This window comes from Pseudomonas sp. GW821-FHT01C01, assembly GCF_059422645.1.
In genome coordinates, this window is the sequence record NZ_JBWKXF010000019.1 from 1 (window position 1) to 25,520 (window position 25,520).

A 25,520-nucleotide genomic window follows, 5' to 3' on the forward strand; every position below is an offset into this window, starting at 1 on the left:
TCTTTCGTTCATGGAACCTCCAAGTTGGCGAAATCATATCGCCCTTAAGAGGTGTCCGGAATTATTAGGCCAGTTCAGCTTGCTCGCGAAAAGGTCGTGCCAGTCACCATCAATGTTGAAGACTGCCTTCGCGAGCAAGCCCGCTCCCACAACGGAATACGTTTCGTCAGTCGATCAAGTAAACCACCTTCATCGGCTGTTTTTTTTATGCCTGTGCTTTTTGTCTCGCCCCCCGCCAAGAGGACAAACCCTACATTTGAACTGTAGTGATCAATGTCACTGGCAGGAGTTACCAGCACCGAGCTAACGTAGAGGTATTGCCTAAACGATTCGATAAAAGGATCTGCCTGATGCACATCATCAATGCCCGTCTGCGCAACCAGGAAGGCCTGCATGAGTTGTACCTGGAAAACGGCCTGATCAGCAGCGTCACGCGCCAGATCGAAGCCCCGACCCTGGGCCCTGACGATCTGGACGCCGGTGGCAAACTGGTGGTGCCACCCTTTGTCGAGCCGCATATCCACCTCGACGCGACCCTGACCGCCGGCGAGCCGCGCTGGAACATGAGCGGCACGCTGTTCGAAGGCATCGAGTGCTGGGGCGAGCGCAAGGCGACCATCACCCTGGAAGACACCAGGAACCGGGCGAAAAAAACCATCCAGACCCTCGCCGCCCACGGCATCCAGCATGTGCGCACCCACGTCGATGTCACCGACCCGCAACTGACCGCACTCAAGGCCATGCTCGAAGTGCGCGAGGAAAGTCGGCACCTGGTCGATATGCAAATCGTCGCGTTCCCTCAGGAAGGCATCGAGTCCTACCGCAATGGTCGCGAATTGATGGAAGAAGCCATCCGCATGGGCGCGGACGTGGTGGGTGGCATTCCGCATTTCGAATACACCCGCGATCAGGGTGTCAGCTCGGTGAAGTTCCTGATGGACCTGGCCGAACGCAGCGGTTGCCTGGTGGACGTGCATTGCGACGAAACCGACGACCCGCATTCGCGCTTTCTCGAAGTGCTGGCCGAAGAGGCCCGCAGCCGCGACATGGGTTCGCGGGTCACGGCCAGCCACACCACGGCCATGGGCTCCTACGACAACGCCTACTGCGCCAAACTGTTTCGCTTGCTCGGGCATTCGGGGATCAGTTTTGTCTCCTGTCCCACTGAAAGCATCCACCTGCAAGGGCGCTTCGATACCTTCCCGAAACGCCGGGGCGTGACCCGGGTCAACGAGCTGCTGGAAGCGGGCATGAACGTGTGCTTCGGCCAGGACTCGATCGTCGACCCGTGGTATCCGCTGGGCAATGGCAACATTTTGCGGGTGCTCGAAGCCGGGCTGCACATCTGCCACATGCTCGGCTATCGCAACTTGCAAAGTGCGCTGGATCTGGTGACGGACAATAGCGCCAGAGCCATGAACCTCGGCGATCGCTACGGCCTGGAGCGCGGGCGGCCGGCGAATCTGCTGATTCTGTCGGCGGAGAGTGATTATGAGGTGATCCGCAGCCAGGGGTTGCCGCTGTACTCGGTGCGCAATGGCAAGGTGTTGATGAAGCGCACGATGCCGGTGGTGGAGTTCAGTGAGCTGAGCTGAGTTTGGTGTTGACTGATCTGGCCTCTTCGCGAGCAAGCCCGCTCCCACATTAGATTTGTGTCGTTCACAAAACCCTGTGGGAGCGGGCTTGCTCGCGAAGGCTATTTTGAAGTCAATCGATCAACCGAGCCGTACCAAACAGACTGACCCGACTCAATTCCCCCCGCTCTTCTTCCAGCAAGATCGGAGCCGTACCACCCGGCATCGTCACCTTCACCTCCCCCGCACTGACCCAACCTACCCACCATGCCGCGCACGCCACTGCACTGGCGCTGGTCCCCGACGACGCCGTCGGCCCCTCACCCCGCTCGAACACTCGCGCAGCAATATGCCCTTCGGACAAGCGCATTGCCCATTGCAGATTGATCCCCGCCGCACAGGGCCGTCCTGCCCCGGTCGGCATCGCGTAGGCGATTCGCGTCAGCCCCTCACCCAGTCGCGCTTCTCGCATCTGCTCATTGCTCGGCAAGTCGTCGGCGTTTTCGACCAGCGTTACGCAATGCGGATTACCGACCCGCGCGAACTGGCTGCGCGACCATGCGCCATTGAGTGCCGACAACTGCTCAACATGGCTGAGTTCGCGGCCATTCAACAGCGCTGTTTCAACCCCCACGGCACTGACCGCCGACGGCCCGAACCCAGGCTGGCCCAGATCAAGCCAGAAGCCCTTTGCGCCCTCGACTTGTGCGGTTCTCACTGAAGTCTGTCCCGGTGAAGGCGTGTCGGACTTGTCGTGATGAACCCTGAGCAGAAAGGCTTCGTCTCGAGGTAAAAGCCCTTGGTCGCTCAACGCCTGGGAAAAAATCGTCAGACCGTTGCCGCTGCGCTCGGCCAGGGTGCCGTCGGTGTTGACGATCAACAGATCAAAGGGGGGCGACGACTGAAAGGGTCCGACCAGCAAACCGTCGCTGCGATGCTCCTTGCTGCCGGACGGTTGCGTGCCAGGAGCCCAGCTACAGCAAGCCTCAATGGCGGCCAGCGCCCAGGTTTCGAGGGTTTGCGCTGCCTGGCTGGCCTGCCCGGGCAGGTCGATGCCCAGGCGGCGCAGTTCTTCGGGCGCTACCACGATGTAAATATTGCCCCGTGCATCGTACCTCTGCGCCATGGCGCCCTCCGCGTGTCATTGGAATGGCTCAACATATCGCGAAAAACACCGGCGCTGTGTAACGATGTCGCGCTGATTGCCCCGTAAACTTTCCGGGCACTGATCGAACCCTCGCCGGTCGATCACTGTCCGTTGAGGACGTGACGTTTTTTGCCAGGGATTGATATGACCAGCCTCAACAACCAAACCACCTTCGTTCCCGGCCGCCTGGAACAAATGTCCACGCGCATCGCCTTTTTCATCGCCGGGTTCGGCATCGCCGCGTGGGCTCCGCTGGTGCCTTATGCCAAGGCGCGGGCCGGGCTGGATGAAGGCACCCTGGGTCTGTTGCTGTTATGCCTGGGGGTGGGCTCGATCCTGGCGATGCCGTTGGCCGGGATCCTGGCCACGCGTTTCGGCTGCCGTCGGGTGACGACTGGCGGAACGTTGCTGATCTGTGCCGCCCTGCCGCTGCTGGCGACGGTGTCGTCGATACCGGCCTTGATCGCAGCGCTGTTCATGTTCGGCGCGGGCCTCGGCACGGTGGATTCGACGGTCAACCTGCAAGCGGTGATCGTCGAGCGCGCCAGCGGCAAAAACATGATGTCGGGTTTCCATGGCCTGTTCAGCCTGGGCGGGATTGTGGGGGCGGCGGGCGTCAGCGGGTTGCTTGGCCTGGGTATTTCTCCACTGGGAGCCACTTTGGTGGTGATCGTGATGCTCCTGATCGCGCTGGCCAGGGCTGTGCCGCATCTATTGCCCTACGGCAGTGAGAGTTCGGGGCCGGCGTTCGCGGTGCCCCATGGCATTGTCCTGTTCATTGGCGGGATGTGCTTCATCGTGTTTCTCGCCGAAGGCGCGGCACTGGACTGGAGCGCGGTGTTCCTGGCGCAGGAACGTGGCATCGACACGGCGTATGCGGGGCTTGGTTATGCGGCGTTTGCCTTGACCATGACGGCAGGGCGTTTGACCGGCGACAAAATCGTACGGCGCCTGGGTGCGACACGGGTGATTGTGTTCGGTGGGCTGACGGCCGCTTCAGGACTGTTTCTGGCAACGTTCGCGCCGAGTTGGGAAGCCGCGCTATTGGGGTATGCGCTGCTGGGTGCCGGTTGCTCGAACATTGTGCCGGTGTTGTACACCGCGGTGGGCAAACAGACCGTCATGCCGGAAAGCATCGCCGTGCCGGCCATTACCACCCTGGGTTATGCGGGCATTCTGGCTGGCCCCGCCGTCATTGGCTTCATCGCCCATGGCAGCAGCCTGAGTTTTGCCTTTGCCTTGATGGCGGTATTGCTGGTGGCGGTGGCGATTGGCGGGAAGGTGTTGGAGGTCTGAAAAGCTTCGCTGGCAAGCCAGCTCCTACAGTTGATCAATGTCGTACACAAATAATGTGCTCGCAGGATCCCTTGTAGGAGCTGGCTTGCCAGCGATGAATTCACCTCTGTCTATCAGAACCCGACACTGGCCTGCACAAAGAACGTACGCGACGCACCGACGTACATGCCCGAGTTGTTGTCGCTGGAACGGGTGAAGTACTGCTTGTCGAAGATGTTTTTCACTCCTGCGCCCAGTTTCAGGTTCGACACCTGCGGGCCGAAGTCATAGCCGCCACGCACGTTCCAGGTCACGTAACCCGGAATGTCACCGAACTGGCCGTCGGCGGTGCCTTCGGTGATGTAGTTGCCGTTGAAGCTGCCATCGGCGTTCACGCCGGTGCCCGGCGAACGCTGCTTGGACTGGGCGAACGCATCGACGTTGTAAGTCCAGCGGTTGATGTCGTAGCGCAGGCCGGCAGTGGCCACCTGACGGGAGTAGAACGGCAAGTCACGGCCCTTGAAGCCCGGGATATCACCTTCGCTGGTGGCACGGGTGTAGGTAAAGCCGGCGTTGGCGGTCAGGCCGTCAAGGCGTGGGTCCAGCGCGGCCAGGTCGTAGTGCACCGACGTTTCGATGCCCTGGTGCTTGGTCGCGCCGAGGTTGGTCCAGCCCACATCGTTGCTGATGTATTGCAGTTCATCGTCGAAGTCGATGTAGAACAGCGTCACTTCGCCGCCCCACACGTCATCGTTGTAGCGCGTACCGATTTCGTAGGTCTTGGCCTTTTCCGGCTCCAGGCCGTTGGCGGTGTTGTTGCCAATGCCACCCTGCCCCAACTGGAAGTACTGCAGCGCGCCGAACGAGGTTTCGTAGTTGGCGAACAGCTTCCAGGCCTCGGACATGTGATACATCACGCTCAGGGCCGGCAGCGGCTCATTGCTCTCGATGCTGCGATTTTTCTCCGGCACCCGTTTACCGGCGTTATCGAGCACCGGGCGGTCGTGCCAGTCGGTGCTGATGTGCTCGAAGCGAATACCCGGGGTGACGGTCCAGTTGCCAATGTCGATCTTGTTGTCGACGTAGACCGAATTGGCCTCGGTTCCACCGGTGCGGTCCTGATAGACATGGCCGTCCGCCCCCGGACGCACGACTGGCTCGTTGTTGACCAGCGCCACGCGACTGGCCTCTTCGTGCATCGCTTCTTTCAGGTAACGGTAACCGACGCTGACTTCCTGGGTGGTCGGGCCCACATCAAACACATGGGACACCCGTGGTTCGATACCGTAGGTGTAGTAGCTGCGCGGATAGGAGTTAAGTGTGCTCAGGTCACGAGAGGCGATGGTGCTGCCACGAAAACTGTCGGTGTAGTAGGTCAGCACTTCGGCCTGGGTGCGATCGTCGATCTGCCGCACCCACTTGAACGACACATCCTTGCGGCGGCCGCTGAAGTTGTCGTGGTCACGCACGGACTGGAACGGGTCGGCGTCGAATTGCGCCTGGGTCAGGCCGCCGGGCATGTCGGCCTTGGCGTCGTAGTAGTGGAAGTTGAGGCTGAAATCGTCGACATCGGTCGGCGCCCAATGGGTCTTGAGGATTACATCGTCGATGTCGTTGCCGTTGTTGCTTTCACGGTAACCGTTGCCGTTCACGCCGGAGTACAACAGCGCCACGCCCATGCCGTTGTCGGCGGTACCGCCCATGAACGCCGTGTCGATGTGCTTCCAGCCACCGTGCTGCGAAGTTTCCAGGGTGGTGCCGACTTCCGCGGAGGCTTTTTCCGGGATCGCGCGGGTCACGAAGTTGATCACGCCGCCGACGTTCTGCGGTCCGTAGCGTACGGAACCGGCACCGCGCACCACATCGATGCTGTCGAGGTTACCCGAGGAAATCGGCGCCATGGACAGTTGAGGCTGACCGTAAGGCGCGAACGCCGCCGGGATGCCGTCGATCAGCACGGTGGAGCGTGGCGACAGGCGCGAGGTCAGACCGCGCACGCCGACGTTCAGGGAAATATCGCTGCCGCCGGTGCCATTGGCATCTTGCACTTGCACGCCCGGAACGCGTTTGAGTACATCGCCGACGTTCATCGCGCCCTGCTCGATCATGGCTTCGCGGCGGACCACGGTTCGTGCACCGGGGTGGTTCTGCACCAAGGCGGCATCGGCGTCATCGAGCCAGTCGCCGACCACCTTGATGTCGGTCACGCCCAGTTCCAATGGACCGTTTGCCGCCGAAGTCGGTGCCGGCATCAACGTCACCGAACCTTCATCGATCTGGTATTGCAGGCCGCTGCCTTGCAACAACTGACGCAGTGCGTCTTCCGCAGACAAGTTGCCATCCACCGCTGGGGCCTGTTTGCCAGCGACCAGTTCAGGGCTGAAGAACACCTGAAGCGAGGTTTGCTGGCCCAACTGACTCAAGGCCTGTCCCAAGGGTTGCGCCGGGATGTGGATGCCGTCGGCCGCAAAAGCCTGGGGCAGCGCAACGTTGACCGCCAGCGCGAGGACCAGCGGCAACCAGGGGAGATTGTTGTTTTTAGCGGTGGAGTTTTTCACGTCGAACGTAGTCCTGTGGATCGCAAGAGTGTGCGCTTGTTAATGCAAACCAGTTGCAGTTGAACAGGAAGACGATGAACTCGAAAAAAACCTGAATTTTATTTTGAAATTATTTCCTGACTGCCGTCGCCCAGGGTGCGCACGGCCACCGGCAGGATGCTCGGCAAGGCCTTGAGCAGCGCATCGGTGTTGTCGGACTTGAACACACTGGTCAGGCGCAGATTGCCCACCGCCGGGTTGCCGACCTTCAGCGGTTTCTCCCGATAGCGCGAGACCTGCTCCGCGACATCGGCCAGGCTGGCGTTGTTGAACACCAGTTTGCCGTTGCGCCAGGCGGTCATTTCCGCCGGGTTGACTGCGTAGGCGGCCGCGACCTTGCCCTGGGCATCGACATGGGTGCCAAGACCTGCTGTCAGATTGATGAAATCGTTGTCGGCGGCGTCGCGCCCTTGAACCTTGACGGTGCCCTGCTCCACCACGATCCGGGTTTCGCTGGCGCCACGGCGCACATCAAAACGGGTGCCGGTCACCGTGACCTTGCCGCTGCCCGACTCGACCACAAAGGGTCGGCTGGTGTCGTGTTCGACGCGAAACATCGCTTCGCCCGCGCTCAATTCGACGTTGCGACGATCCTTTTCAAACCGCACTTGTATCCGGCTGCGGCTGTCCAGATCGACCACCGAGCCGTCCGGCAGCACCACATGGCGGCGTTCATTCAGGGCCGTTGAAAACTCAGCGGTGTAAGGCGCCGGATGATTCAGGCCGCTGAACAAACCCAGGCCGAGCGCCACGGCCAGCACACTGGCAGCCACCGCGTAACGCAACACGGGACGGCTTTTTTTCAGCACCGGCGGGGTTTCGCACAAAGCCCGCAAACGCGGCGCCGACACCAGGTCGGCGGCGCTCCACAAACCCTGGATTACTTCGAATTCGTTTCGGTGTTGGGGGTGTTCGTCCAGCCAGGCCTGAAACTGGCGATGCACCGCGACATCGGTGACAGGCTCCTGCAAACGCACAAACCACTGCGCCGCGTCATCGCGAACCGTTGTTTGCCCGCACGCACAATCACGAGTATCCATCATGGAAGTTCCTGTCTGGCTGGGGAGGAAATGGCGCGGTCGATCATGACTGCAACCCGTCCAGGCGATCGCGCAGATGCCGAAGCGTGCGGATCATATACTTTTCCACCATGTTCTTGGACAGCCCCAGGCGTTCGGCGATTTCTGCCTGGGTCAGGCCCTCGATTTTCTGCCAGACAAACACTTTGCGGCAGTTGACCGGCAACTCGGTGAGCGCCCGTTCGATGGAATCAGCCAACTGGATCGCGTGCATGAAATGCTCCGGGTCGCCGGTCGGCGACTCACTGAGATCAATCGCCTCTGACTCCATGGCGCCCCGCCGGTCCTCACGCCGATAACCGTCCACGGCGATGTTGCGCGCGGTCTGGTGCAAATACGCCCGGGGCTGTTCCACCACCGCCGAATCGGACTCAAGCACCCGCACGAAGGTATCGTGGGCCAAGTCCTCGGCCTGCTGACGATTTCTCAGGCGACGGGTCCAGGTGCCAACCAACTCTTCGTAATGCTCGAAAAAGCCGTGTCTGCGGGGCAGCTTGAGGGTCATTGCGGTGTGCTGTGGAGATGGGGCGCGAATAGTAATGCTTCCTATTAACCAGAAGCAATGGTTTGCGCCCCCCTGGTCGATCACCTTGCCTGCCTGCCTTTGTGCAATTCGTCAGGAACGCTGGATTGCGGCACAGAACCAAAGAAAAACGCCGACGTTGAACCTCAACAGCCCTCAATAACCCCAAAGTCAAAAGATCGCAGCCTGCGGCGCGCCTACCGACTCACCACAATCTTCCCGATCATCTGCGGGTGCAACGCACAAAAATACTCGAACTCCCCCGGTGTGTTGAACACCCAGGAATAACTGTCACCAGTATCCAGCGCCCCGGAGCGAAACACCTTGTGGGTTTCCGCCACCGTGTGCGGGATCTCGTCGTCGTTAACCCACGTCACCTTGGTACCCACGGCTACCTCCAGATCCTTGGGCCCGAACATGAATTCCTTGATATCGATTTTCACCTCCTGAGCCCACACCGGCATCGATACCATCAGGCAGGCAACGGCCAACAATCGCATTTTCATTGCGCCTCCTCCCCTAAACCAGTGTCGAATCGATCAGCGCCAGCGGATGCTCACCCTGGGTCGCTCGCACATCGGTGAGCCCCAGATAATTGCGCAACTGATCAGCCGCTACCGTCATCGGCCCCGGTGTCGGCGCCGTACCCGGCGCGGGTTGTGGATAAGCCGTGCCGCGAGCGGTATGGAAAGTGATATTGCCTTCGACCTTCTGGATGACCTGGTGGATATGCCCGTTCAACACCGTCACCGAACCGTACTTGCGCAGCATGGCAATCGCCTGATCACCATCCTCGGTGCCCCAGCCCCATGGCTGATAAATCGTCCACAACGGAATATGGGTAAACACCACGATTGGCGTGCTGCTGCTCACCACGCGTAAGTCGTCGGCCAGCCAGGCCAGTTGATCGGCGCCCAGGGTCGCTTCACGGCCCGCCTGGAAGTTGAAGACGTTCACCAGCGCAATGAAGTGCACGCCATGGTCATCGAAGCTGTACCAGCCATTGCCTTTGGTGCCCTTGCCGTAACGCTCCAGATAAAGCTTGCCGCCGCCCTCGTCGAGGGTGTCGTGCTCGCCCGGCACGTAGTGCACGGTGGACGGCAGGCCGTTGAGCAATTGTGCAGCGGTGTCGAACTCGTCGGCTTTGGACAGGTGGGTGATATCGCCGGTGTGCAGGATCAGCGAGGGCCGTTTTGGCAGCGCAATGACCTTGTCGATCGCCACTTGCAAGGTCTTCAGCGGTTCCGGGTTGGCCTCCTTGTTGAAACCGATGTGCGAGTCGCTGATCTGCACGAAGTGGAAGGTGCTGGCGAGCGCCTTGGGGTCGGAAACATTGCCCGCCTCATCCAGGGCGAAGGCCCGGGGAATGCCGCCGCTCAGGGCCCAGATCACGCCGGCCCCGGCCCATGCCGAGCACTTGAGCAGCGTCCGGCGGTCGGGGTTGAGCGGACCGTCGGTGCGTCGTTGGTTTTTTGCATGAATGTCCATCGGTATGCCCTCGGTGGCGTACTACAGTGGTGAAGCGGGTGATGTAGCTGACACGAGGTAAACCGAGCGGAACGGGACTTTATTCCAGATCAAAAAATAAGTTTTTTCCGGGAATAAAATGCGCCGCACCACGGTTATTAGGGGTGGGACAGTGCGGGAACCACTATGAAGCGATTTGAGGAACTGTTTGCGCCCCACTTGGACGCCGCTTACAACCTCGCGCGCTGGCTCACCGGCAACGACAGCGCCGCATCCGATGTCGTGCAGGAAAGCGCCTTGCGCGCCTTCAAGTTTTTGCACCGCTTCGCCGATGGCAACGCCAAGGCCTGGTTCCTGACCATCGTGCGCAACGAAAGCTACACCTGGCTCAAGGCTTCGGCCGGCCACCATTGGGTCGCCATCGGCGATGAACTCCCCGAAGACGACAAGACGCTCAGTCACAGCCAGACCCCGGAACTGCTGGCCATCCACAGCGAAAATGCGGCGCTGATCCAGCAAGCCCTGTGCGCCCTGCCGCCGGCGTTTCGCGAGGTGATCGTGCTCAAGGAACTCGAAGACATGCCCTACAAGGACATCGCCCTGGTGGTCGACATTCCCATCGGCACCGTCATGTCGAGGCTGGCCAGGGCGCGGGCCATGCTCAAGCTCGAACTACTGAAGTTGCACGATCATGAATGAACTCGACTGCACGGTTTGCCAGACGCTGATGCATGGCTATCTGGACCAGGAACTTGATTCGGCGACGGCTGCGAATGTGGCCGGGCATCTGGCCGAGTGCGCCGAGTGCGCGCGGTTGCATGATCAGACGAAGCTGCTGAAGGCCGGTGTGAAGCAACGGGCGCCGTATTACGCGGCGCCTGCAGCATTGACTGCCCGGGTGTTCGCCCCTGCCCCCCCGGCAGCCAGCTTCGTCGAGCGTTGGCGCCAATGGTTCGCACCCGTTTTTTCAGCGGCGGCGCTGGCCTTGGCGGTGGTGTTGTATGTAGCGACGCCGGGCAGCGAACAGCCGTTGATGGACGAGGCAGTCTCCAGCCATGTGCGCTCGTTGATGGGCGAGCATTTGAACGATGTGGTGTCGTCCGACCGCCACACCGTGAAGCCCTGGTTCACCGGCAAACTCGACTTCTCGCCGCCGGTGCTCGATTACTCCGCACAAGGTTTTCCCCTGCTGGGCGGACGGCTGGATTATCTGCAGCATCAGACCACGGCGGCCCTGAGTTATGGTCGGGCCAAGCACATAATCAATGTGTTCATCTTGCCCGTGCAGGAGGCCGACAAGCCGCGACAGAGCCAGACGATCCGAGGTTTCAACGTCGTGTCCTGGCAAGAAAACCACATGCGCTTCGTGCTGGTTTCCGATCTGGAGAAAAGTGAGCTGGAGGCGTTCAGCCAAATGCTCAAACCGTAGATTTCTAAAGAATCGCACCGAAACAGATGACACAAAACCCTGTGGGAGCGGGCTTGCTCGCGAAAGCGGTATGTCAGTCAATGATGATGTCGACTGACACTCCCTCTTCGCGAGCAAGCCCGCTCCCACATTTGATCTCCACTTTGCTCAATGCTTGCGCAACCACTCGATAAACAACGCAAACAGTTCCGACTGCGAACCCACCTGCAGTTTCAGGTACAGGTTCTTGCGGTGCATGCGCACGGTTTCCGGCGAGATGCTCATCTGGCTGGCCGTGGACTTCACCGAATGCCCGCGCAACACCATGTGCGCCACTTCCCGCTCGCGTTCGGTCAGCAAGTCACTGCCGAAATGCTCGAATGCCGCCTGCACGCGGTGCTTGAGATCATCGCGCAGGCCTTGCTCGTTATCGCTCCCGAACCCGCTACCGCGCTGCATGCCACGCTGACTGAACTCGCTGATGAATTCGCGCACCAACGGCTCGACGGCGCGCAGCAGATTCAGCTGTTCGACGCTCAGACATTCCCCGCCGAAACCTTGAAACAGGCTGACGGAGATCTTCGTGTCGTTGCCGGTATCGACGATGTAGTAGCTGTCTTCCGAGCAGCCCGCCTTCAGGTAATAGGATTTGTAGTAGTCACTGTCGAAGAAGTTGTCCGGCGCGATCTCTTCCAGGTGATAGAACCCTTGCGCCAACCCTTGCTCCACTGCCAGGCAGAACGGGTCGAGCAAATAGCCTCCGGAAAAATAGCGCTCAAGAATCGAGACCTGATACTCCTGCGCAATCCCGCGCTGATGCAACAACTGCGGCGCGCGGTCCTTGCGCTCCAGGCTGATCATCATCGACTCGACGGACACCAGTTGCGCCAACGCTGACGCCAGGTATTGCAAGGCGTCAGGCTCATCGATATGGGCGAATGCCTCGCGCATTCCCCCATGCCATTTGTGCAACGCCCCGAAGGGCACTGCGATCAGCGTATCGTCGTCTGGTTTGCTCATGCCCCGCAGTCTAGCGGGTGCGCTGGCCCTTGGTAACAGCCTGCAGGGCGAATTCATTGGCCGAGGTACTGGCCGCTCTGCTCAAGCTCGGCTGCCACTTCCAGAATGCACGCGCGCAGGGTCTCGACGATTTCATCGACCTGGACAACCGTCAGGATCAGCGGCGGCGACATCACGTTGAGGTGCATGATCGGTCGCACCAGCAAGCCCCGGGCCTGAGCGCGCACGTGAATTTTCTCGCCAATGTTGATTTCATCGGGGAACAGCGCCTTGGTGCGTTTATCGGCGACGAACTCCACGCAGGCCATGAGTTTCTGGCAGCGCACATCCCCCACCAGCGGCAAGTCCCGCAGGGTGGCCAGGCGTTCTTCCAGATAAGCCCCCACCGTGTCGACGTGGGCCAGCAGGTTTTCCCGTTCGATGATTTCGATGTTCTTCAGCGCCGCCGTGCAACACACCGGGTGGCCGCTGTAGGTGAAGCCGTGAGTGAAGCAGCGGCCCTTGCCCGGCTCGGCAATGACTTTCCAGATGCGCTCGGAAAAGATACACGCGCCCAGCGGCAGGTAGGCCGAGGTCAGGCCTTTGGCGGTGGTAATGATGTCGGGCTGCACGTCGAACACATCCCGGGAGGCAAAAAACTTGCCCAGGCGCCCGAACGAGGTCACCACTTCGTCGGCGACGAACAGGATGTCGTAGCGCTGGCAGACGTCCCACATGCGTTTGAGGTAACCCTGTGGCGGAATGATCACCCCGCCCGAGCCCATGATCGGTTCGGCGAAAAACCCGGCGACCTTGTCCGCGCCAATCGACAGGATCTTGTCTTCGAACTCCTTGACCAGAAACTCGAGGAACTGCGCCTCGTCCATGCCATCGGGTGCGCGGTACGGGTTCGGGTTGGACACGTGGTGGATCAGCGGGTTGGCGTAGTCAAACTCCGGCACGCGGTCGGCGGCCTTGTTGCCGATCGACATGGTCAGGGTGGTGGAACCGTGATAGGCGTTGAACCGCGCGATGACGTGCTTCTTCTCGGGTTTGCCACGGCAGTTCTGGTAGTACTGGATCAGCCGGTACGCGGTGTCCACGGCGGTGGAGCCGCCGGTGGTCAGGAACACATGGTCAAGGTCACCGGGGGCCAGGCTGGCGAGCTTTTCGCACAGCTGAATCGCCACGTTGTTGGACATGTCGGAAAACGGATTCGAATAGGCCAGTTGCCGCACCTGATCGGCGATGGCCTCGGCCATTTCCTCGCGACCCAGGCCGATGTTGGTGCACCACATGCCGCCCACCGCATCGAGAAAGCGGTTGCCCTGGGTGTCGTAGATGTAGGCGCCATCGCCTGCGACGATGTTCAGCGAGCCTTGTTCGGCGTGTTCGTCGAACATGTGGTAGCCGTGCATGTGATGGGCCTTGTCGGCCTTGACCAGTCTGGACTCATCCGCCGGCGAAAGTACGGTGCGTGTTGGGGTCGCCATAAATAAACCTCTAACCGAATTGACTAACGATCGAACAAATCAAATGCCGCTTTTCACGGTGCTCCAGACCCGGGTGATCGCCCGCATGTCCTTGGCATCCTGGGTCTTCTGCGGGAACAGGCGCTCGCGGGTTTGCGCGTCCGGGTAGATCGCCGGGTTGTTGCGCACATCGGCGCTCAACAACGGAGTGGCCGCCGCGTTGCTGTTGGCGTAATTGATGAAATCGCTTACATCCGCCATCACCTGCGGCTGCATCAGGTACTCAAGAAACTTGTGGGCATTGGCGACGTGGGGCGCGTCGGCCGGGATGTACATGTTGTCGAACCAGATCAGCGAGCCTTCCTTGGGGATGAAGTAGGCAAGGTTGATCTGCTTCTTGGCTTCTGCGGCGCGGGCCATGGCCGTGGCGTAATCGCCGGACCAGGTCATGGCCATGCACACGTCGCCGTTGGGCAGGCTGGTCAGGTAATTGACCGAGTCGAATTTGCGGATGTACGGCCGCACGGACAGCAGCAAGTCCTGGGCGGCTTTCAGATCTGCCGGGGCGGCACTGTTCGGGTCACGTCCCAGGTACTTCAAGGCCAAGGGGATGACTTCGGTCGGGGCGTCGAGCAGGGTCACGCCGCAGTCGGCGAAGCGCGAGACGATCTTCGGATCGAAGATCATCGCCAGCGAACCGATCGGCGCGTCCGGCATGCGTTCCTTGATCTTGTCGACGTTGTAGGTGACGCCATTGCTGCCCCAGGTGTAGGGCGCCGAGTAGGTGGTGCCCGGATCAAACCCCTGCAGGTCCTGCAAGACTTTCGGGTCCAGGTTGCTCCAGCCCGGCAGTAACTTTTTATCCAGCGGCTGGAACACCTTGGCCTTGATCAACGGCGGCGCGAGGGATGCGTTCAACACAATCAAGTCATAGCCGGAGTGGCCGGTGAGCAATTTGGCCTGCACCGTTTCGTAGGCATCGAAGGTGTCGTAGATGACTTTGATGCCGGTGGCCTTTTCGAAGTCGGCCACGGTTCTTTCACCGATGTAATCCGCCCAGTTGTACAGCCGCAGCGTATTGCTGTCGTCCACTTGAGCGGCGTAGGCATTCAAAGTCAGTGGTACAACAAACAGACTGGAAATCACCTTAAGCAGCGTCTTGCCCATAGCAAATGCACCTTATAGCGAGTTCGGCTCTGGATGAGCGGATGCCCCCACTATTGGCGGATTCGCCGGGCGCAACCATACCCCGAATGGGTGTGTGTCGTTTTTGGCGCACCGGCATGGCAAAAAGCGGCAGTGCAGTTGACCCGTTTTGCCATAGATCCGGGGTTTGTCCGGCGCTTAAAGTGGCAGCCTGAACCGACCCTGCGGAGCCTGCGATGACCGACCTGATCAAACACGAGCAACGCGACGGCGTGTTGACGCTGACCATCGACCGCCCGGACAAGCTCAACGCACTGAACAACGCCATGTACACGCAACTGGCCGACCTGTTGCTGACCGCCGACGAAGACGCGCAAACCGGCGTGATCATCCTCACTGGCGGCCCGACCTGCTTTACCAGTGGCAATGACCTGGTGGACTTTCTCCAGCACCCGCCGACGCACCTGGACGCCCCGGCGTTTCGCCTGATGAAAGTCGTCACGCACCTGCAAAAACCGCTGATCGCGGCAGTCTGCGGGGCGGCCATCGGCATTGGCACCACGTTGTTGTTGCATTGCGATCAGGTGCTGGTCACCCGCAATGCCAAGCTGCGCATGCCGTTCGTCAACATCGGCCTGTGCCCCGAATTCGGCGCCAGCCTGTTGCTGCCACGCCGGCTCGGCCATGCCCGCGCCGCGAGCCTGCTGCTGTTGGGCAACGGCCTGGACGGCAACGAAGCGCTGGCCTGGGGCCTGGCCAACGAAGCCTTCGATGACGGCGAACAATGCCTGGCGGCGGCGACAAAAATCGCCCAGCGCTTTTTGGCGATGCCCCAGGAGGCCTTGCGCCAATCCCGGCAATTGATGAAACAGGCGACGTTGCCGGAACTGGAAGCCACCCTGCGCGAAGAAAACACGCTGTTCATCCAGCGCCTGAATACCGATGAGGCGAAATCCGCCTTGAACGCCCTGATCAATCGCAGTACAGATAAGAATCCACCGAAAGGAAACCAGCCATGAACACTCCGGAAATCTACGTCGTCAGCGCCGCCCGTACCGCCATCGGTACGTTCGGCGGTTCGCTCAAGGACGTGCCACTGGCCGACCTCGCGACCACGGCCGTGAAAGCTGCCCTGCAACGCGCCGCCGTGGACCCGGCACTCGTTGGCCATCTGGTGATGGGCAACGTGATCCCGACCGAAACCCGCGATGCCTACATTTCCCGGGTCGCGGCGATGAACGCCGGCATTCCGAAGGAAACCCCGGCCTACAACGTCAACCGCCTCTGCGGCTCGGGCCTGCAAGCGATCATCAACGCCGCACAGACACTGATGCTCGGCGATGCGGAAATCGTCGTCGGCGCCGGTGCCGAATCCATGAGCCGTGGCCCGTACTTGATGCCGACCGCCCGTTGGGGTTCGCGCATGGGCAACGCCCAGGTCATCGACTACATGCTGGGCATCCTGCATGACCCGTTCCATGGCATCCACATGGGCATCACTGCCGAGAACGTCGCCGAGCGCAATGGCATCACCCGTGAAATGCAGGACGCCCTGGCGCTGGAAGACCAGAAACGTGCAGCCCACGCGATTGCCAACGGCTACTTCAGCGAGCAGATCGCGACCGTGGAAATCCAGGATCGCAAAGGCGTCAAACTGTTCAACGTCGACGAACACCCGCGCGCCACGTCCCTGGAACAACTGGCAGCCATGAAGCCAGCGTTCAAGAAGGACGGCTCGGTCACCGCCGGCAACGCCTCGGGCCTGAACGACGGCGCCGCTGCACTGGTCATGGCTACCGGTAACGCGGTCCAGGCCAATAACCTCAAACCACTCGCCCGCCTGGTCAGCTACGCCCACGCCGGCGTCGAACCGGAATTCATGGGCCTGGGCCCGATCCCGGCCACCCGCCTGGCACTCAAGCGCGCCGGTCTGACCGTCGCCGACCTGGACGTGATCGAAGCCAACATCGCCTTCGCCGCCCAGGCCTGCGCCGTCAGCCAGGAACTGGACCTCGACCCCGCCAAGGTCAACCCGAACGGTTCGGGCATCGCCCTGGGCCACCCGGTGGGCGCAACCGGCGCGATCATCGCCACCAAGGCCATCCACGAACTGCATCGCACCGGTGGCCGTTATGCACTGGTGACCATGTGCATCGGTGGTGGCCAGGGGATTGCGGCGATTTTCGAACGCGTCTGAACCCTGCACCATCCCCTGTAGAAGCAACCTCTACAGGGGCAGCAGTACCTGTGGGAGCGGGCTTGCTCGCGAAAGCTCTGGGTCAGGCAATACAAATGTCGACTGACACGCCGCCTTCGCGAGCAAGCCCGCTCCCACAAGGGCAATTTATTGCTTGTCCTTTCGTGCAAGAGGTCGCTGGCCAAAGCAAGCGCACTTGATGATTTCCCCGCGCAACTGGTCGCAATCGATCAATACCGCCCCCGCCCCGCACCCTAGATTAGCTCCCAGAACACGAAGCCGTACCGCGCGGCCAGTCACTGAGGAGATAGCCCCATGCACCGTTTCCAGACCCGTAAGCAGCAGAGCCCGATCGATGGCTGGGATCATCAGGACCCGGAAGAAGCCTTCACCCTGCCCTCGCGTTACTTCTATGACGAAACCCTATTCAAGGCCGAGCGCGACAAACTTTTCATGCACGCCTGGCACGTGGCCGGGCACGTCAGTGAGTTCGCCGAGCCGGGTCAGTACGTAGTCACGGATCTGTTCGACCAGAGCGTAGTGGTGGCGAAAAACCGTCAGGGCCAGATCCACGCCTTCCATAACGTTTGCCAGCATCGCGGCAATCGCCTGCTCGAAGAACGGCGCGGCACCACCGGTGGCGTGGTGCGTTGCGCCTATCACTCGTGGTGCTACGAAATGGACGGCAGCCTGCGCAGCGCACCCCGCTGCGAGAAGATGAAGAACTTCGAGTTGCAGCAGTTCAACATCCCGCAGATTCGCACCGAAGAAATGGGGGGGTTCATCTATTTCAACCTCGACCCGGCCGCGCCGTCCCTGCGGGATTTGTTCCCCGGGGCGGACGAGGAAATGCGCCGGGTGTTTCCAGACCTGGCCGACATGCGCCTGATCGAAGAGCAAGACGTGATCGTACCGGCCAACTGGAAGGTGATCATGGACAACTCCATCGAGGGTTATCACTTCAAGTTGTCGGGGCCGTGCCACATCGACCTGGCCCGGCTGATCGACTTCAAGGGCTACCAATTGAGCAAACGCGACAACTGGTGGACCTACATCGCCCCGGCCAATCTCTCGGTGACCGAAGCCTACGGCGTGCCGTTGCGCGAGGACCTGAACCCGGACGAGTGCTTCTTCAACATCGGCATGTGGCCGAACAACACCTTCTATACCTTCCCGTTCTCGGAGTTCCTGGGCTCGTTCATCATGATTCCGCTGGACGCCGAGCGCTCGCTGCTGCGCTTCGGCTACTACTCCAGCAATGCCGAGACTGCGGCGGTCAGCACGTCGTGCATGAAGTGGATGAACGAGGATCTGGGACCGGAAGACATCGCCCTGAACATCTCGGTGCAGAAAGGCCTGCATTCGCTCGGTTACGACCAGGGGCGCTACATGATCGATGCCCAGCGCAGCAATGAAAGCGAGCATCTGGTGCATCACTTTCATCGGTTGGTGTTCAACGGGATTCATGGGTCTACCGCGAGTTGACCGGACGAATGCAGTCCCTGTGGGAGCGGGCTTGCTCGCGAATGCGGAGTGTCAGTCGACATTTTCATTGCCTGATACACCGCATTCGAGAGCAAGCCCGCTCCCACAGAGTTTTGTGTCTTGACCTTTCATTAAGGGAGAACCCAAACCATGTCCGATCATGAATTTGATTACCTGATCGTGGGCGCAGGGTCCGCTGGCTGCGTATTGGCCAATCGTCTGGGCGAGGACCCGACGGTGCGGATTCTGCTGCTGGAGGCCGGCCCGGCGGACCAGAGCTGGACCATCGACATGCCGTCCGCCGTGGGCCTGGTGGTGGGCGGCACGCGCTACAACTGGAGCTACAGCTCCGAACCGGAGCCGTATCTGGGCGGTCGCCGGATCGGCACACCGCGAGGCCGCACGCTGGGCGGTTCGTCGTCGATCAATGGCATGGTCTACATCCGTGGCCATGCCCGGGACTACGACGGCTGGGCCGAACAGGGCTGCGACGGCTGGCGTTATCAGGATGTGCTGCCGTATTTCAAGCGTGCGCAAACCCATGCCGATGGCGCGGACGATTACCGCGGCGCGGCAGGCCATCTGCACATCACCCCGGGCGATACGACGACGCCGTTGTGCGCGGCGTTTCTGGCGGCCGGTGCCGAAGCCGGATATGGCCTGAGCGATGATTTGAACGGTTATCGCCAGGAAGCCTTCGGCCCGGTGGACCGCACCACCCGCGCCGGACGGCGCTGGAGCACTTCCCGTGGCTATCTGCGTGAGGCGCTGACCCGGGGCAACGTGCAGGTGCGCACTGACGCTCTGGCGCTACGCATTCTGTTCGACGGCAAACGCGCCGTCGGCATTGAGTACGAGCACAACGGCGAGGTCCGCCAGGCCTTTGCCCGGCGCGAAGTGTTGTTGACTGCCGGGGCGATCAACTCGCCGCAACTGTTGCTGCTCTCCGGCATCGGCCCGGCAGCGGAATTGCGGGACCTGGGGATCACGGTCAAACATGATTTGCCCGGCGTCGGCCGGCGCCTCAACGATCACCCGGACACCGTGGTGCAATACCGCTGCAAGCAGCCGGTGTCGCTCTACCCGTGGACCACCGCGCCGGGCAAGTGGTGGATCGGTGCACGCTGGTTCGCCACTCACGACGGATTGGCGGCGAGCAATCATTTCGAAGCCGGGGCGTTCATCCGCTCCCGGGCCGGGGTCGAGTTTCCCGACCTGCAACTGACCTTCATGCCCTTGGCGGTCAAACCCGGCAGCGTCGATCTGGTGCCGGGCCATGCGTTCCAGATCCATATCGACCTGATGCGCCCCACCAGCCTGGGCAACGTCACGCTCAACAGCGCCGACCCCAGGCAGCCGCCGCGCATCCTGTTCAATTACCTGAAAACCGAGCAGGATCGAGCCGACATGCGTGCCGGTGCGCGGCTGGTACGCGAGATCATCGCGCAACCGGCCATGGCTGCTTTCCGGGGTGAAGAACTGGTGCCCGGCCCGCAAGCGCAAAGTGATGCGGCACTGGACGCCTGGGCCAGGCAGGTCACGGAAACCGGCTACCATGCCAGCGGCACCTGCAAGATGGGCCCGGCGGGCGATGCCGAAGCCGTGGTCGATGCGCAATTGCGGGTGCATGGCCTCGACGGTTTGCGGGTGGTGGACGCCTCGATCATGCCGATGATCGTCAGTGGCAACACCAATGCGCCGACAGTGATGATCGCGGAAAAGGCCAGTGACCTGATTCGCGGCCTGCCGCCGCTACCCGCCGCCGAGGTACCGGTGTGGATTCATCCACAGTGGCAGACGCAACAACGATAGAGTTCACCCATGAGCAATCAGTCGTCCAATAGCACAGATGCACGTTTCACCTGGCGGCGCGGCGAGGTCGCGCCGCTGCGGGTCGCGGTGTTGTTGATGCCATCGTTTTCCAACTTCGGCCTGGCTGCGGTGCTGGAACCGCTGGCCATTGCCAACTGGCTGACTCAACGCCCCTTGTTCGAGTGGTCGCTGCTGTCTCTGGACGGCGAGCCGGTGCAGGCCAGCAACGGCCTGACCACCGTCGCCAATGACGGATTGAAGGCCGACCAGGGCTTTGATGTGTGCCTGGTAATTGCCAGTTTCGATGTGCACAAACACAGCCGCAATCTGGCGCTCAAGAGCTGGCTGCGCAAGCAGGCGTTGTTCGGCGCCGTGCTGATGGGCGTGGAAACCGGTACAGAACTGCTGGCGGCGGCCGGCGTGCTCGACGGTTACGAGGCCGCCGTGCATTGGGACAATCTGCAAGGGTTTCAGGAGAGTTATCCACGGGTCCACGCCAAGCCACAGCTCTACACGCTGGAACGCCAGCGCATGACGTGCGCCGGTGCCACCAGCACCCTCGACATGCTGCTGGGCTGGATCGGCCAGAGCATCGACAGCGAGCTGGCCCGGGAAATCGGCATGCATCTGCTGATGGGGCCTGTGCGCGCGCCGGCCGACCATCAACTCGATGGCGGCCTGACCAACACCGGGCTGTACGGCAGCAAGATTCGCCGTGCCATCGGGTTGATGGAACAGGCGCTGGAAGAACCACTCGATTGCGAAGCGATTGCCGCTCAGGTCGGCCTGTCGCGGCGACAACTGGAGCGCCAGTTCAAGCATCAGACTGGCCTGTCGCCGCTCAAGTACTACATCACCTTGCGCCTGGCCAAGGCCCACAGTCTGCTGCAACAGACGCGCCTGAGCGTCGCGCAAGTGGCGGCCTGTTCCGGGTTCGGTTCACTGGAGCATTTCTCCCGCACCTATCGTGCCCGCTTCGGCTGCCCGCCCAGCGAAGACCGCAGCCAGGTCTGGACTGCCCCGGTAATGCGCCAGCCGTTGCTTAAGCAGCCCCGGCCGGCCGAGGCGGATTGAATTCACAGGCGATAGCCCGGCTCTTCTTCATCGAGAATCCCCATCAACGCGTTGAAATGCTTGTCGGCAAAGCCCGGATAGTCGAGCCATTGCCGGCAGGTCTTGCGGGCGATTTCGTCGCTGGCGATGCGCAGTTCACGGCCGGTCGAAAGCGCGGTGATGTAGGTCTCGCAGGCGCGCTCGAAGTAATACAGATCGTCAAACGCCTGGGCGATGCTCGGCGCCGCCACCAGCACACCATGGTTGCCCATCAACAGAATCGGCTTGTCGCCCAGCAGGTGGCTGACCCGTTCGGCCTCGTCGCCCAACCCCATGCCGTCAAAGCCCTCGTCGATCACCACCCGCTCGAAAAAACGCATGCAGTTCTGCTCGATCGGCGGCAGACGTGAATCCTTCAAACAGGCCAACGCCGTCGCGTATTTCGAATGAGTGTGAAGGATGCAACGAGCATGCGGCTGGTTGCGATGCAAGGCGCTGTGCAACGCCCATGCGGTGATGTCCGGCGCGTCCGGGCGATCGAGGCTGGCAGGTTCATCGGCATTGACCAACAGCAAATCGCTGGCCTTGATCCGCGAGAAATGCACGCCGTAAGGGTTGATCAAAAACTCCCGACCGTCCCCCGACACCGCAACGCTGAAGTGGTTGGCAATGGACTCGTGCAGATTCAACCGCGCTGCCCAGCGGAACGCGCAGGCCAGACGGATTCGCAATTGTTCGACAGATTGATTCATCCCGGGCTCCCGGATGTTGATCGGTTGCCTGCCAGTGTAGAGCGACGCCCTGTACGGACTTGACGGTAAACGACACGGATTGCCGTTATCCACCAGCTCGTCAGGGTGAGCAGCCGGGATCCCCTGTGGGAGCGGGCTTGCTCGCGAAGAGGAAGTGTCAGGCCACGACGATGTTGGCTGACACACCGCATTCGCGAGCAAGCCCGCTCCCACAGTGGGTTCTCCAGCGCACACAGAATCTCATCCTCCCGGAAAAACCACCTGACGACCGGTAGCAAAAACCATTTGCCACAAAATATTACATGCGTCATATTACGACCATCATAATTAACCACCGCTCCAACAGGTAACCTCCATGACCAGCATGCCCACCGTTGAACCCGACCTGGCTACCCCGGTGAATGCCGCAAAACCTCCGCTGCTCAAACGCCTGCTTTTGCCGACACTGGGCATCGCTGCGCTGGTGCTGGCCGGTGTGTACGGCACGCACTGGTGGACCGCCGGACGCTTTATCGAAGAAACCGATGACGCCTACATCGGTGGCGATGTAACGGTGATCGGGCCGAAGGTGGCGGGTTACATAGAGGAAGTGCTGGTGGCCGATAACCAGAAGGTCAAGGCTGGCGACGTGCTGATCCGTCTCGATTCGCGCGACTACCGTGCCAACCTGGCCAAGGCCGAAGGCGCAGTGGCCGCCCAGGAAGCCTTGCTGGCCAACCTCGACGCCACCGAACAACTGCAACAGGCCGTCATCGGTCAGGCCCGAGCCGGCATCGACGCCGCCGGTGCCGAAGCCACCCGTTCGCGGGATGACGATGCCCGCTACAAAAAACTGGTGATCACCAACGCCGTCTCGGTGGAAAGCGCCCAGCGGGCCAATACCACGTTCAAGACGGCCCAGGCCCAAAGTAACCGCGCCCAGGCTGAACTGCTGGCCGCGCAACGCCAGTTGAATGTGATCGACACCCAGAAACAACAAGCCCGGGCCGCATTGATCCAGGCCAAAGCTGAACGCGATCTGGCGCAATTGAATGTCGGCTACACCGAACTGAAGGCACCGGTTGATGGTGTGATCGGCAATCGCCGGGCTCGGGTCGGCGCCTATGCCCAGGCCGGTTCACAATTGCTCTCGGTGGTGCCGACCAGCGGTCTGTGGGTCGATGCCAACTTCAAGGAAGACCAACTGGCACACATGGTGCCGGGGCAACGGGTGGTGATTCATGCCGACGTGCTGTCGGGTCAGGAATTCCACGGACACCTGGACAGCCTCGCCCCCGCCAGCGGTTCGCAATTCAGCGTGTTGCCACCGGAAAACGCCACCGGCAACTTCACCAAGATCGTGCAGCGGGTGCCGGTGCGGATTCACCTCGACCCGGCCGACAGCGTACTCGGCCACCTGCGTCCGGGGCTGTCGGTAACAGCCGAAGTGGATACGCGCAAGGCGCCTGAAGCGCCAGCCGTGGCCAGCGCGCCATGAGCCGCGCCCTCGCCGCCCCGGCGCAACCGTTCAATGCCGCGAACATGGCGACGGCGACCAAGGTCTTCGCCTTTGCCAGCATGTGTATCGGCATGTTCATTGCCCTGCTGGATATCCAGATTGTCTCGGCTTCGTTGCGTGACATCGGCGGCGGACTCTCCGCCGGCACCGACGAAACCGCGTGGGTGCAAACCAGTTACCTGATCGCCGAAATCATCGTGATCCCGCTGTCCGGCTGGTTGTCGCGAGTATTTTCGACGCGCTGGCTGTTTTGCGCATCGGCGGTGGGTTTCACCCTGACCAGCCTGCTGTGCGGCGTGGCCTGGAACATCCAGAGCATGATCGCCTTCCGCGCCCTGCAAGGGTTTCTGGGCGGCTCGATGATCCCGCTGGTGTTCACCACCGCGTTCGTGTTCTTCACTGGCAAGCAACGGGTCATCGCCGCCGCGACCATCGGCGCGGTGGCGTCCCTGGCACCAACCCTGGGACCGGTGATCGGTGGCTGGATCACCGACATATCGTCCTGGCACTGGCTGTTTTACATCAACCTGGTGCCGGGGATTTTCGTCGCGGTTGCCGTGCCGATGCTGGTCAAGATCGACCAACCGGAACTGTCGCTGCTCAAGGGCGCGGATTACTTGAGCATGGTGTTTCTGGCGCTGTTCCTCGGCTGCCTGGAATACACCCTCGAAGAAGGCCCACGCTGGAACTGGTTCAGCGACCGCACGATTCTGACTACCGCGTGGATCAGCGGCCTGGCCGGCCTGGCGTTCATCGGCCGGACCCTGCATGTGGCGAATCCGATTGTCGATCTGCGCGCCTTGAAGGATCGCAACTTTGCCCTCGGCTGTTTCTTCTCGTTCGTCACCGGCATCGGCCTGTTCGCCACCATTTACCTGACGCCGCTGTTCCTCGGCCGGGTGCGTGGTTATGGCGCGCTGGATATTGGTCTGGCGGTTTTCTCCACTGGGGTGTTCCAGATCATGGCGATTCCGCTGTATGCCTTTCTGGCCAACCGCGTCGACCTGCGCTGGATCATGATGACCGGCCTTGGGCTGTTCGCGTTATCGATGTGGGATTTCAGCCCGATCACCCATGACTGGGGGGCCAGGGAATTGATGCTGCCGCAAGCGTTTCGCGGGATTGCCCAGCAACTGGCGGTGCCGCCCGCGGTGACGCTGACCCTCGGCGGCCTGGCACCGGCACGGCTCAAACATGCGTCAGGGTTGTTCAACTTGATGAGAAATCTTGGGGGGGCAATCGGTATCGCTGCGTGTGCGACCATCCTCAACGACCGCACCAACCTGCATTTCACTCGATTGGCGGAGAACCTCAACAGCACCAACGAGGCGCTCAACCAGTGGCTGTCCCAGGTCGGCAACAACTTCGCCGCCCTCGGCCAGAGCGGTGACGCCGGGGTCACCGCCAGCCTGCATCAACTATGGTTGCTGACCTACCGCGAAGCCCAGACACAAACCTATGGCGACGCGTTTTTGATGATCATGGTCTGCTTCATCGTCGCCACGGCGATGGTGCCCCTGATGCGCAAGGTGCAACCACCGGCCGCGCCGAGTGCCGATGCCCATTGAGGCATCGGCGGTTTGTTGAACATCAGGCCTGAGGCATTTTACGGAAGCCGACCGCCAGGCGGTTCCAGCTGTTGATGGTGCTGATCGCGACGGTCAGATCGACCATTTCCTTGGGCGTGAACTGCGCGCTGACCACTTCGTAGTCTTCGTCCGGGGCGTGGGTCAGGCTGAGCTGGGTCAGGGATTCGGTCCACAGCAGCGCAGCGCGTTCACGCTCGGTGAAAAACGGCGCCTCGCGCCAGGCCGTCACGGCGAACAGACGACGCGGGGTTTCGCCACCCTTGATCGCATCGGCGGTGTGCATGTCGATGCAGAAGGCACAGCCGTTGATCTGCGAAGCGCGCAGCTTGACCAGTTCGACCAGGTTTTTTTCCAGCGGCAGTTTGGAAACAGCGGTTTCCAGGGCAATCATGGCTTTAAGAGCGTCGGGGCTGGCGGTGTAGAAATCGGTACGCGATTGCATGGCGT

Annotated in this window: 22 protein-coding genes; 11 read left to right on the plus strand and 11 right to left on the minus strand. The window is 61.2% G+C overall.

Annotated features, from left to right (window positions below):
- The first annotated feature begins 350 nt into the window (after positions 1-350).
- Positions 351-1,595, plus strand: coding sequence for a cytosine deaminase (codA, locus tag AC07XF_RS13985; RefSeq protein WP_495026947.1), 1,245 nt, complete (start codon positions 351-353; stop codon positions 1,593-1,595).
- A gap of 112 nt (positions 1,596-1,707) precedes the next feature.
- Here the strand turns inward: codA and AC07XF_RS13990 are convergent, their stop codons facing one another.
- Positions 1,708-2,700 (minus strand): diaminopimelate epimerase, encoded by a 993-nt coding sequence (locus AC07XF_RS13990; protein WP_495026948.1) that lies wholly within the window; start codon positions 2,698-2,700, stop codon positions 1,708-1,710.
- Between the two features lie 165 nt (positions 2,701-2,865).
- Here AC07XF_RS13990 and AC07XF_RS13995 point away from each other — a divergent pair, with 165 nt between their 5' ends.
- Positions 2,866-4,017 carry an MFS transporter gene (locus tag AC07XF_RS13995; RefSeq protein ID WP_495026949.1) on the plus strand — a complete coding sequence of 384 codons (1,152 nt, stop codon included), beginning with the start codon at positions 2,866-2,868 and terminating at the stop codon, positions 4,015-4,017.
- Between the two features lie 113 nt (positions 4,018-4,130).
- On the opposite strand, the gene AC07XF_RS14000 is transcribed toward AC07XF_RS13995, so the two are convergent.
- The 5 genes from AC07XF_RS14000 to AC07XF_RS14020 all read right to left on the minus strand — a co-directional run bounded on the left by AC07XF_RS14000 (position 4,131) and on the right by AC07XF_RS14020 (position 9,683).
- Positions 4,131-6,554, minus strand: a complete 2,424-nt coding sequence (locus tag AC07XF_RS14000; RefSeq protein ID WP_495026950.1) for a TonB-dependent siderophore receptor — start codon at positions 6,552-6,554, stop codon at positions 4,131-4,133.
- A gap of 98 nt (positions 6,555-6,652) precedes the next feature.
- Positions 6,653-7,636, minus strand: a complete 984-nt coding sequence (locus AC07XF_RS14005; protein WP_495026951.1) for a FecR family protein — start codon at positions 7,634-7,636, stop codon at positions 6,653-6,655.
- Between the two features lie 40 nt (positions 7,637-7,676).
- Positions 7,677-8,177 (minus strand): sigma-70 family RNA polymerase sigma factor, encoded by a 501-nt coding sequence (locus tag AC07XF_RS14010; RefSeq protein ID WP_111285873.1) that lies wholly within the window; start codon positions 8,175-8,177, stop codon positions 7,677-7,679.
- A 215-nt stretch (positions 8,178-8,392) separates the two neighbouring features.
- Positions 8,393-8,701 carry a cupredoxin domain-containing protein gene (locus tag AC07XF_RS14015; protein WP_495026952.1) on the minus strand — a complete coding sequence of 103 codons (309 nt, stop codon included), beginning with the start codon at positions 8,699-8,701 and terminating at the stop codon, positions 8,393-8,395.
- A gap of 13 nt (positions 8,702-8,714) precedes the next feature.
- On the minus strand, positions 8,715-9,683 hold the full coding sequence (locus AC07XF_RS14020) for a metallophosphoesterase family protein (protein ID WP_495026953.1): 969 nt from the start codon (positions 9,681-9,683) through the stop codon (positions 8,715-8,717).
- Positions 9,684-9,848: 165 nt separating this feature from the next.
- Between AC07XF_RS14020 and AC07XF_RS14025 the strand changes: the two genes are divergently transcribed.
- Positions 9,849-10,361, plus strand: a complete 513-nt coding sequence (locus AC07XF_RS14025; RefSeq protein WP_495026954.1) for a sigma-70 family RNA polymerase sigma factor — start codon at positions 9,849-9,851, stop codon at positions 10,359-10,361.
- Entirely contained in the window at positions 10,354-11,091 is a 738-nt protein-coding gene (locus AC07XF_RS14030; RefSeq protein ID WP_495026955.1) for an anti-sigma factor family protein, read from the plus strand. Before AC07XF_RS14025 ends, AC07XF_RS14030 begins: the two co-directional genes overlap by 8 nt.
- A gap of 147 nt (positions 11,092-11,238) precedes the next feature.
- On the opposite strand, the gene AC07XF_RS14035 is transcribed toward AC07XF_RS14030, so the two are convergent.
- Genes AC07XF_RS14035 through AC07XF_RS14045 form a run of 3 tightly spaced genes read right to left on the minus strand, consistent with a single transcriptional unit; the run spans position 11,239 to position 14,708 of the window.
- A complete protein-coding gene (locus AC07XF_RS14035) occupies positions 11,239-12,147 on the minus strand; it encodes a LuxR C-terminal-related transcriptional regulator (protein ID WP_495026956.1) in 909 nt (302 codons plus the stop codon).
- Complete coding sequence (locus tag AC07XF_RS14040; RefSeq protein ID WP_495026957.1) at positions 12,144-13,562, minus strand: aminotransferase; 1,419 nt, start codon at positions 13,560-13,562, stop codon at positions 12,144-12,146. The genes AC07XF_RS14035 and AC07XF_RS14040 overlap by 4 nt, the downstream gene beginning before the upstream one ends.
- Before the next feature lie 39 nt (positions 13,563-13,601).
- Complete coding sequence (locus AC07XF_RS14045; protein ID WP_495026958.1) at positions 13,602-14,708, minus strand: polyamine ABC transporter substrate-binding protein; 1,107 nt, start codon at positions 14,706-14,708, stop codon at positions 13,602-13,604.
- A 215-nt stretch (positions 14,709-14,923) separates the two neighbouring features.
- Here AC07XF_RS14045 and AC07XF_RS14050 point away from each other — a divergent pair, with 215 nt between their 5' ends.
- From AC07XF_RS14050 to AC07XF_RS14070, 5 genes are all read left to right on the plus strand, one after another.
- Positions 14,924-15,706 (plus strand): enoyl-CoA hydratase, encoded by a 783-nt coding sequence (locus tag AC07XF_RS14050; protein ID WP_495026959.1) that lies wholly within the window; start codon positions 14,924-14,926, stop codon positions 15,704-15,706.
- Positions 15,703-16,884: an acetyl-CoA C-acyltransferase family protein gene (locus AC07XF_RS14055; protein ID WP_495026960.1), complete on the plus strand. Its 1,182-nt coding sequence runs from the start codon at positions 15,703-15,705 to the stop codon at positions 16,882-16,884. Before AC07XF_RS14050 ends, AC07XF_RS14055 begins: the two co-directional genes overlap by 4 nt.
- 315 nt (positions 16,885-17,199) lie before the next feature.
- On the plus strand, positions 17,200-18,369 hold the full coding sequence (locus AC07XF_RS14060; RefSeq protein WP_495026961.1) for an aromatic ring-hydroxylating oxygenase subunit alpha: 1,170 nt from the start codon (positions 17,200-17,202) through the stop codon (positions 18,367-18,369).
- A 150-nt stretch (positions 18,370-18,519) separates the two neighbouring features.
- Positions 18,520-20,181: a choline dehydrogenase gene (locus AC07XF_RS14065; RefSeq protein WP_495026962.1), complete on the plus strand. Its 1,662-nt coding sequence runs from the start codon at positions 18,520-18,522 to the stop codon at positions 20,179-20,181.
- Between the two features lie 9 nt (positions 20,182-20,190).
- Positions 20,191-21,255, plus strand: a complete 1,065-nt coding sequence (locus AC07XF_RS14070; RefSeq protein ID WP_495026963.1) for a GlxA family transcriptional regulator — start codon at positions 20,191-20,193, stop codon at positions 21,253-21,255.
- Positions 21,256-21,257: 2 nt separating this feature from the next.
- Here the strand turns inward: AC07XF_RS14070 and AC07XF_RS14075 are convergent, their stop codons facing one another.
- Positions 21,258-21,986, minus strand: a complete 729-nt coding sequence (locus AC07XF_RS14075) for a class II aldolase and adducin N-terminal domain-containing protein (RefSeq protein WP_495026964.1) — start codon at positions 21,984-21,986, stop codon at positions 21,258-21,260.
- Between the two features lie 355 nt (positions 21,987-22,341).
- On the opposite strand from AC07XF_RS14075, the gene AC07XF_RS14080 reads away from it, so the two are divergent.
- Together AC07XF_RS14080 and AC07XF_RS14085 are read left to right on the plus strand one after the other, a co-directional pair.
- Positions 22,342-23,463, plus strand: coding sequence for an HlyD family secretion protein (locus AC07XF_RS14080; protein ID WP_495026965.1), 1,122 nt, complete (start codon positions 22,342-22,344; stop codon positions 23,461-23,463).
- The gene (locus AC07XF_RS14085) at positions 23,460-25,052 is read left to right on the plus strand and encodes a DHA2 family efflux MFS transporter permease subunit (RefSeq protein ID WP_495026966.1); all 1,593 of its coding nucleotides are present in this window, start codon (positions 23,460-23,462) and stop codon (positions 25,050-25,052) included. Before AC07XF_RS14080 ends, AC07XF_RS14085 begins: the two co-directional genes overlap by 4 nt.
- A 22-nt stretch (positions 25,053-25,074) precedes the next feature.
- Here the strand turns inward: AC07XF_RS14085 and AC07XF_RS14090 are convergent, their stop codons facing one another.
- A complete protein-coding gene (locus tag AC07XF_RS14090) occupies positions 25,075-25,515 on the minus strand; it encodes a carboxymuconolactone decarboxylase family protein (RefSeq protein ID WP_007984219.1) in 441 nt (146 codons plus the stop codon).
- Positions 25,516-25,520: the final 5 nt, after the last annotated feature.

What these genes read in the sequence shown, in the direction of transcription:
- codA (WP_495026947.1), top strand. Translation starts at nt 351, where the DNA reads ATGCACATCATCAATGCCCGTCTGCGCAACCAGGAAGGCCTGCATGAG.
- AC07XF_RS13990 (WP_495026948.1), bottom strand. Translation starts at nt 2,700, where the DNA reads ATGGCGCAGAGGTACGATGCACGGGGCAATATTTACATCGTGGTAGCG.
- AC07XF_RS13995 (WP_495026949.1), top strand. Translation starts at nt 2,866, where the DNA reads ATGACCAGCCTCAACAACCAAACCACCTTCGTTCCCGGCCGCCTGGAA.
- AC07XF_RS14005 (WP_495026951.1), bottom strand. Translation starts at nt 7,636, where the DNA reads ATGATGGATACTCGTGATTGTGCGTGCGGGCAAACAACGGTTCGCGAT.
- AC07XF_RS14010 (WP_111285873.1), bottom strand. Translation starts at nt 8,177, where the DNA reads ATGACCCTCAAGCTGCCCCGCAGACACGGCTTTTTCGAGCATTACGAA.
- AC07XF_RS14015 (WP_495026952.1), bottom strand. Translation starts at nt 8,701, where the DNA reads ATGAAAATGCGATTGTTGGCCGTTGCCTGCCTGATGGTATCGATGCCG.
- AC07XF_RS14020 (WP_495026953.1), bottom strand. Translation starts at nt 9,683, where the DNA reads ATGGACATTCATGCAAAAAACCAACGACGCACCGACGGTCCGCTCAAC.
- AC07XF_RS14025 (WP_495026954.1), top strand. Translation starts at nt 9,849, where the DNA reads ATGAAGCGATTTGAGGAACTGTTTGCGCCCCACTTGGACGCCGCTTAC.
- AC07XF_RS14030 (WP_495026955.1), top strand. Translation starts at nt 10,354, where the DNA reads ATGAATGAACTCGACTGCACGGTTTGCCAGACGCTGATGCATGGCTAT.
- AC07XF_RS14035 (WP_495026956.1), bottom strand. Translation starts at nt 12,147, where the DNA reads ATGAATTCGCCCTGCAGGCTGTTACCAAGGGCCAGCGCACCCGCTAGA.
- AC07XF_RS14040 (WP_495026957.1), bottom strand. Translation starts at nt 13,562, where the DNA reads ATGGCGACCCCAACACGCACCGTACTTTCGCCGGCGGATGAGTCCAGA.
- AC07XF_RS14045 (WP_495026958.1), bottom strand. Translation starts at nt 14,708, where the DNA reads ATGGGCAAGACGCTGCTTAAGGTGATTTCCAGTCTGTTTGTTGTACCA.
- AC07XF_RS14050 (WP_495026959.1), top strand. Translation starts at nt 14,924, where the DNA reads ATGACCGACCTGATCAAACACGAGCAACGCGACGGCGTGTTGACGCTG.
- AC07XF_RS14055 (WP_495026960.1), top strand. Translation starts at nt 15,703, where the DNA reads ATGAACACTCCGGAAATCTACGTCGTCAGCGCCGCCCGTACCGCCATC.
- AC07XF_RS14060 (WP_495026961.1), top strand. Translation starts at nt 17,200, where the DNA reads ATGCACCGTTTCCAGACCCGTAAGCAGCAGAGCCCGATCGATGGCTGG.
- AC07XF_RS14065 (WP_495026962.1), top strand. Translation starts at nt 18,520, where the DNA reads ATGTCCGATCATGAATTTGATTACCTGATCGTGGGCGCAGGGTCCGCT.
- AC07XF_RS14070 (WP_495026963.1), top strand. Translation starts at nt 20,191, where the DNA reads ATGAGCAATCAGTCGTCCAATAGCACAGATGCACGTTTCACCTGGCGG.
- AC07XF_RS14075 (WP_495026964.1), bottom strand. Translation starts at nt 21,986, where the DNA reads ATGAATCAATCTGTCGAACAATTGCGAATCCGTCTGGCCTGCGCGTTC.
- AC07XF_RS14080 (WP_495026965.1), top strand. Translation starts at nt 22,342, where the DNA reads ATGACCAGCATGCCCACCGTTGAACCCGACCTGGCTACCCCGGTGAAT.
- AC07XF_RS14085 (WP_495026966.1), top strand. Translation starts at nt 23,460, where the DNA reads ATGAGCCGCGCCCTCGCCGCCCCGGCGCAACCGTTCAATGCCGCGAAC.
- AC07XF_RS14090 (WP_007984219.1), bottom strand. Translation starts at nt 25,515, where the DNA reads ATGCAATCGCGTACCGATTTCTACACCGCCAGCCCCGACGCTCTTAAA.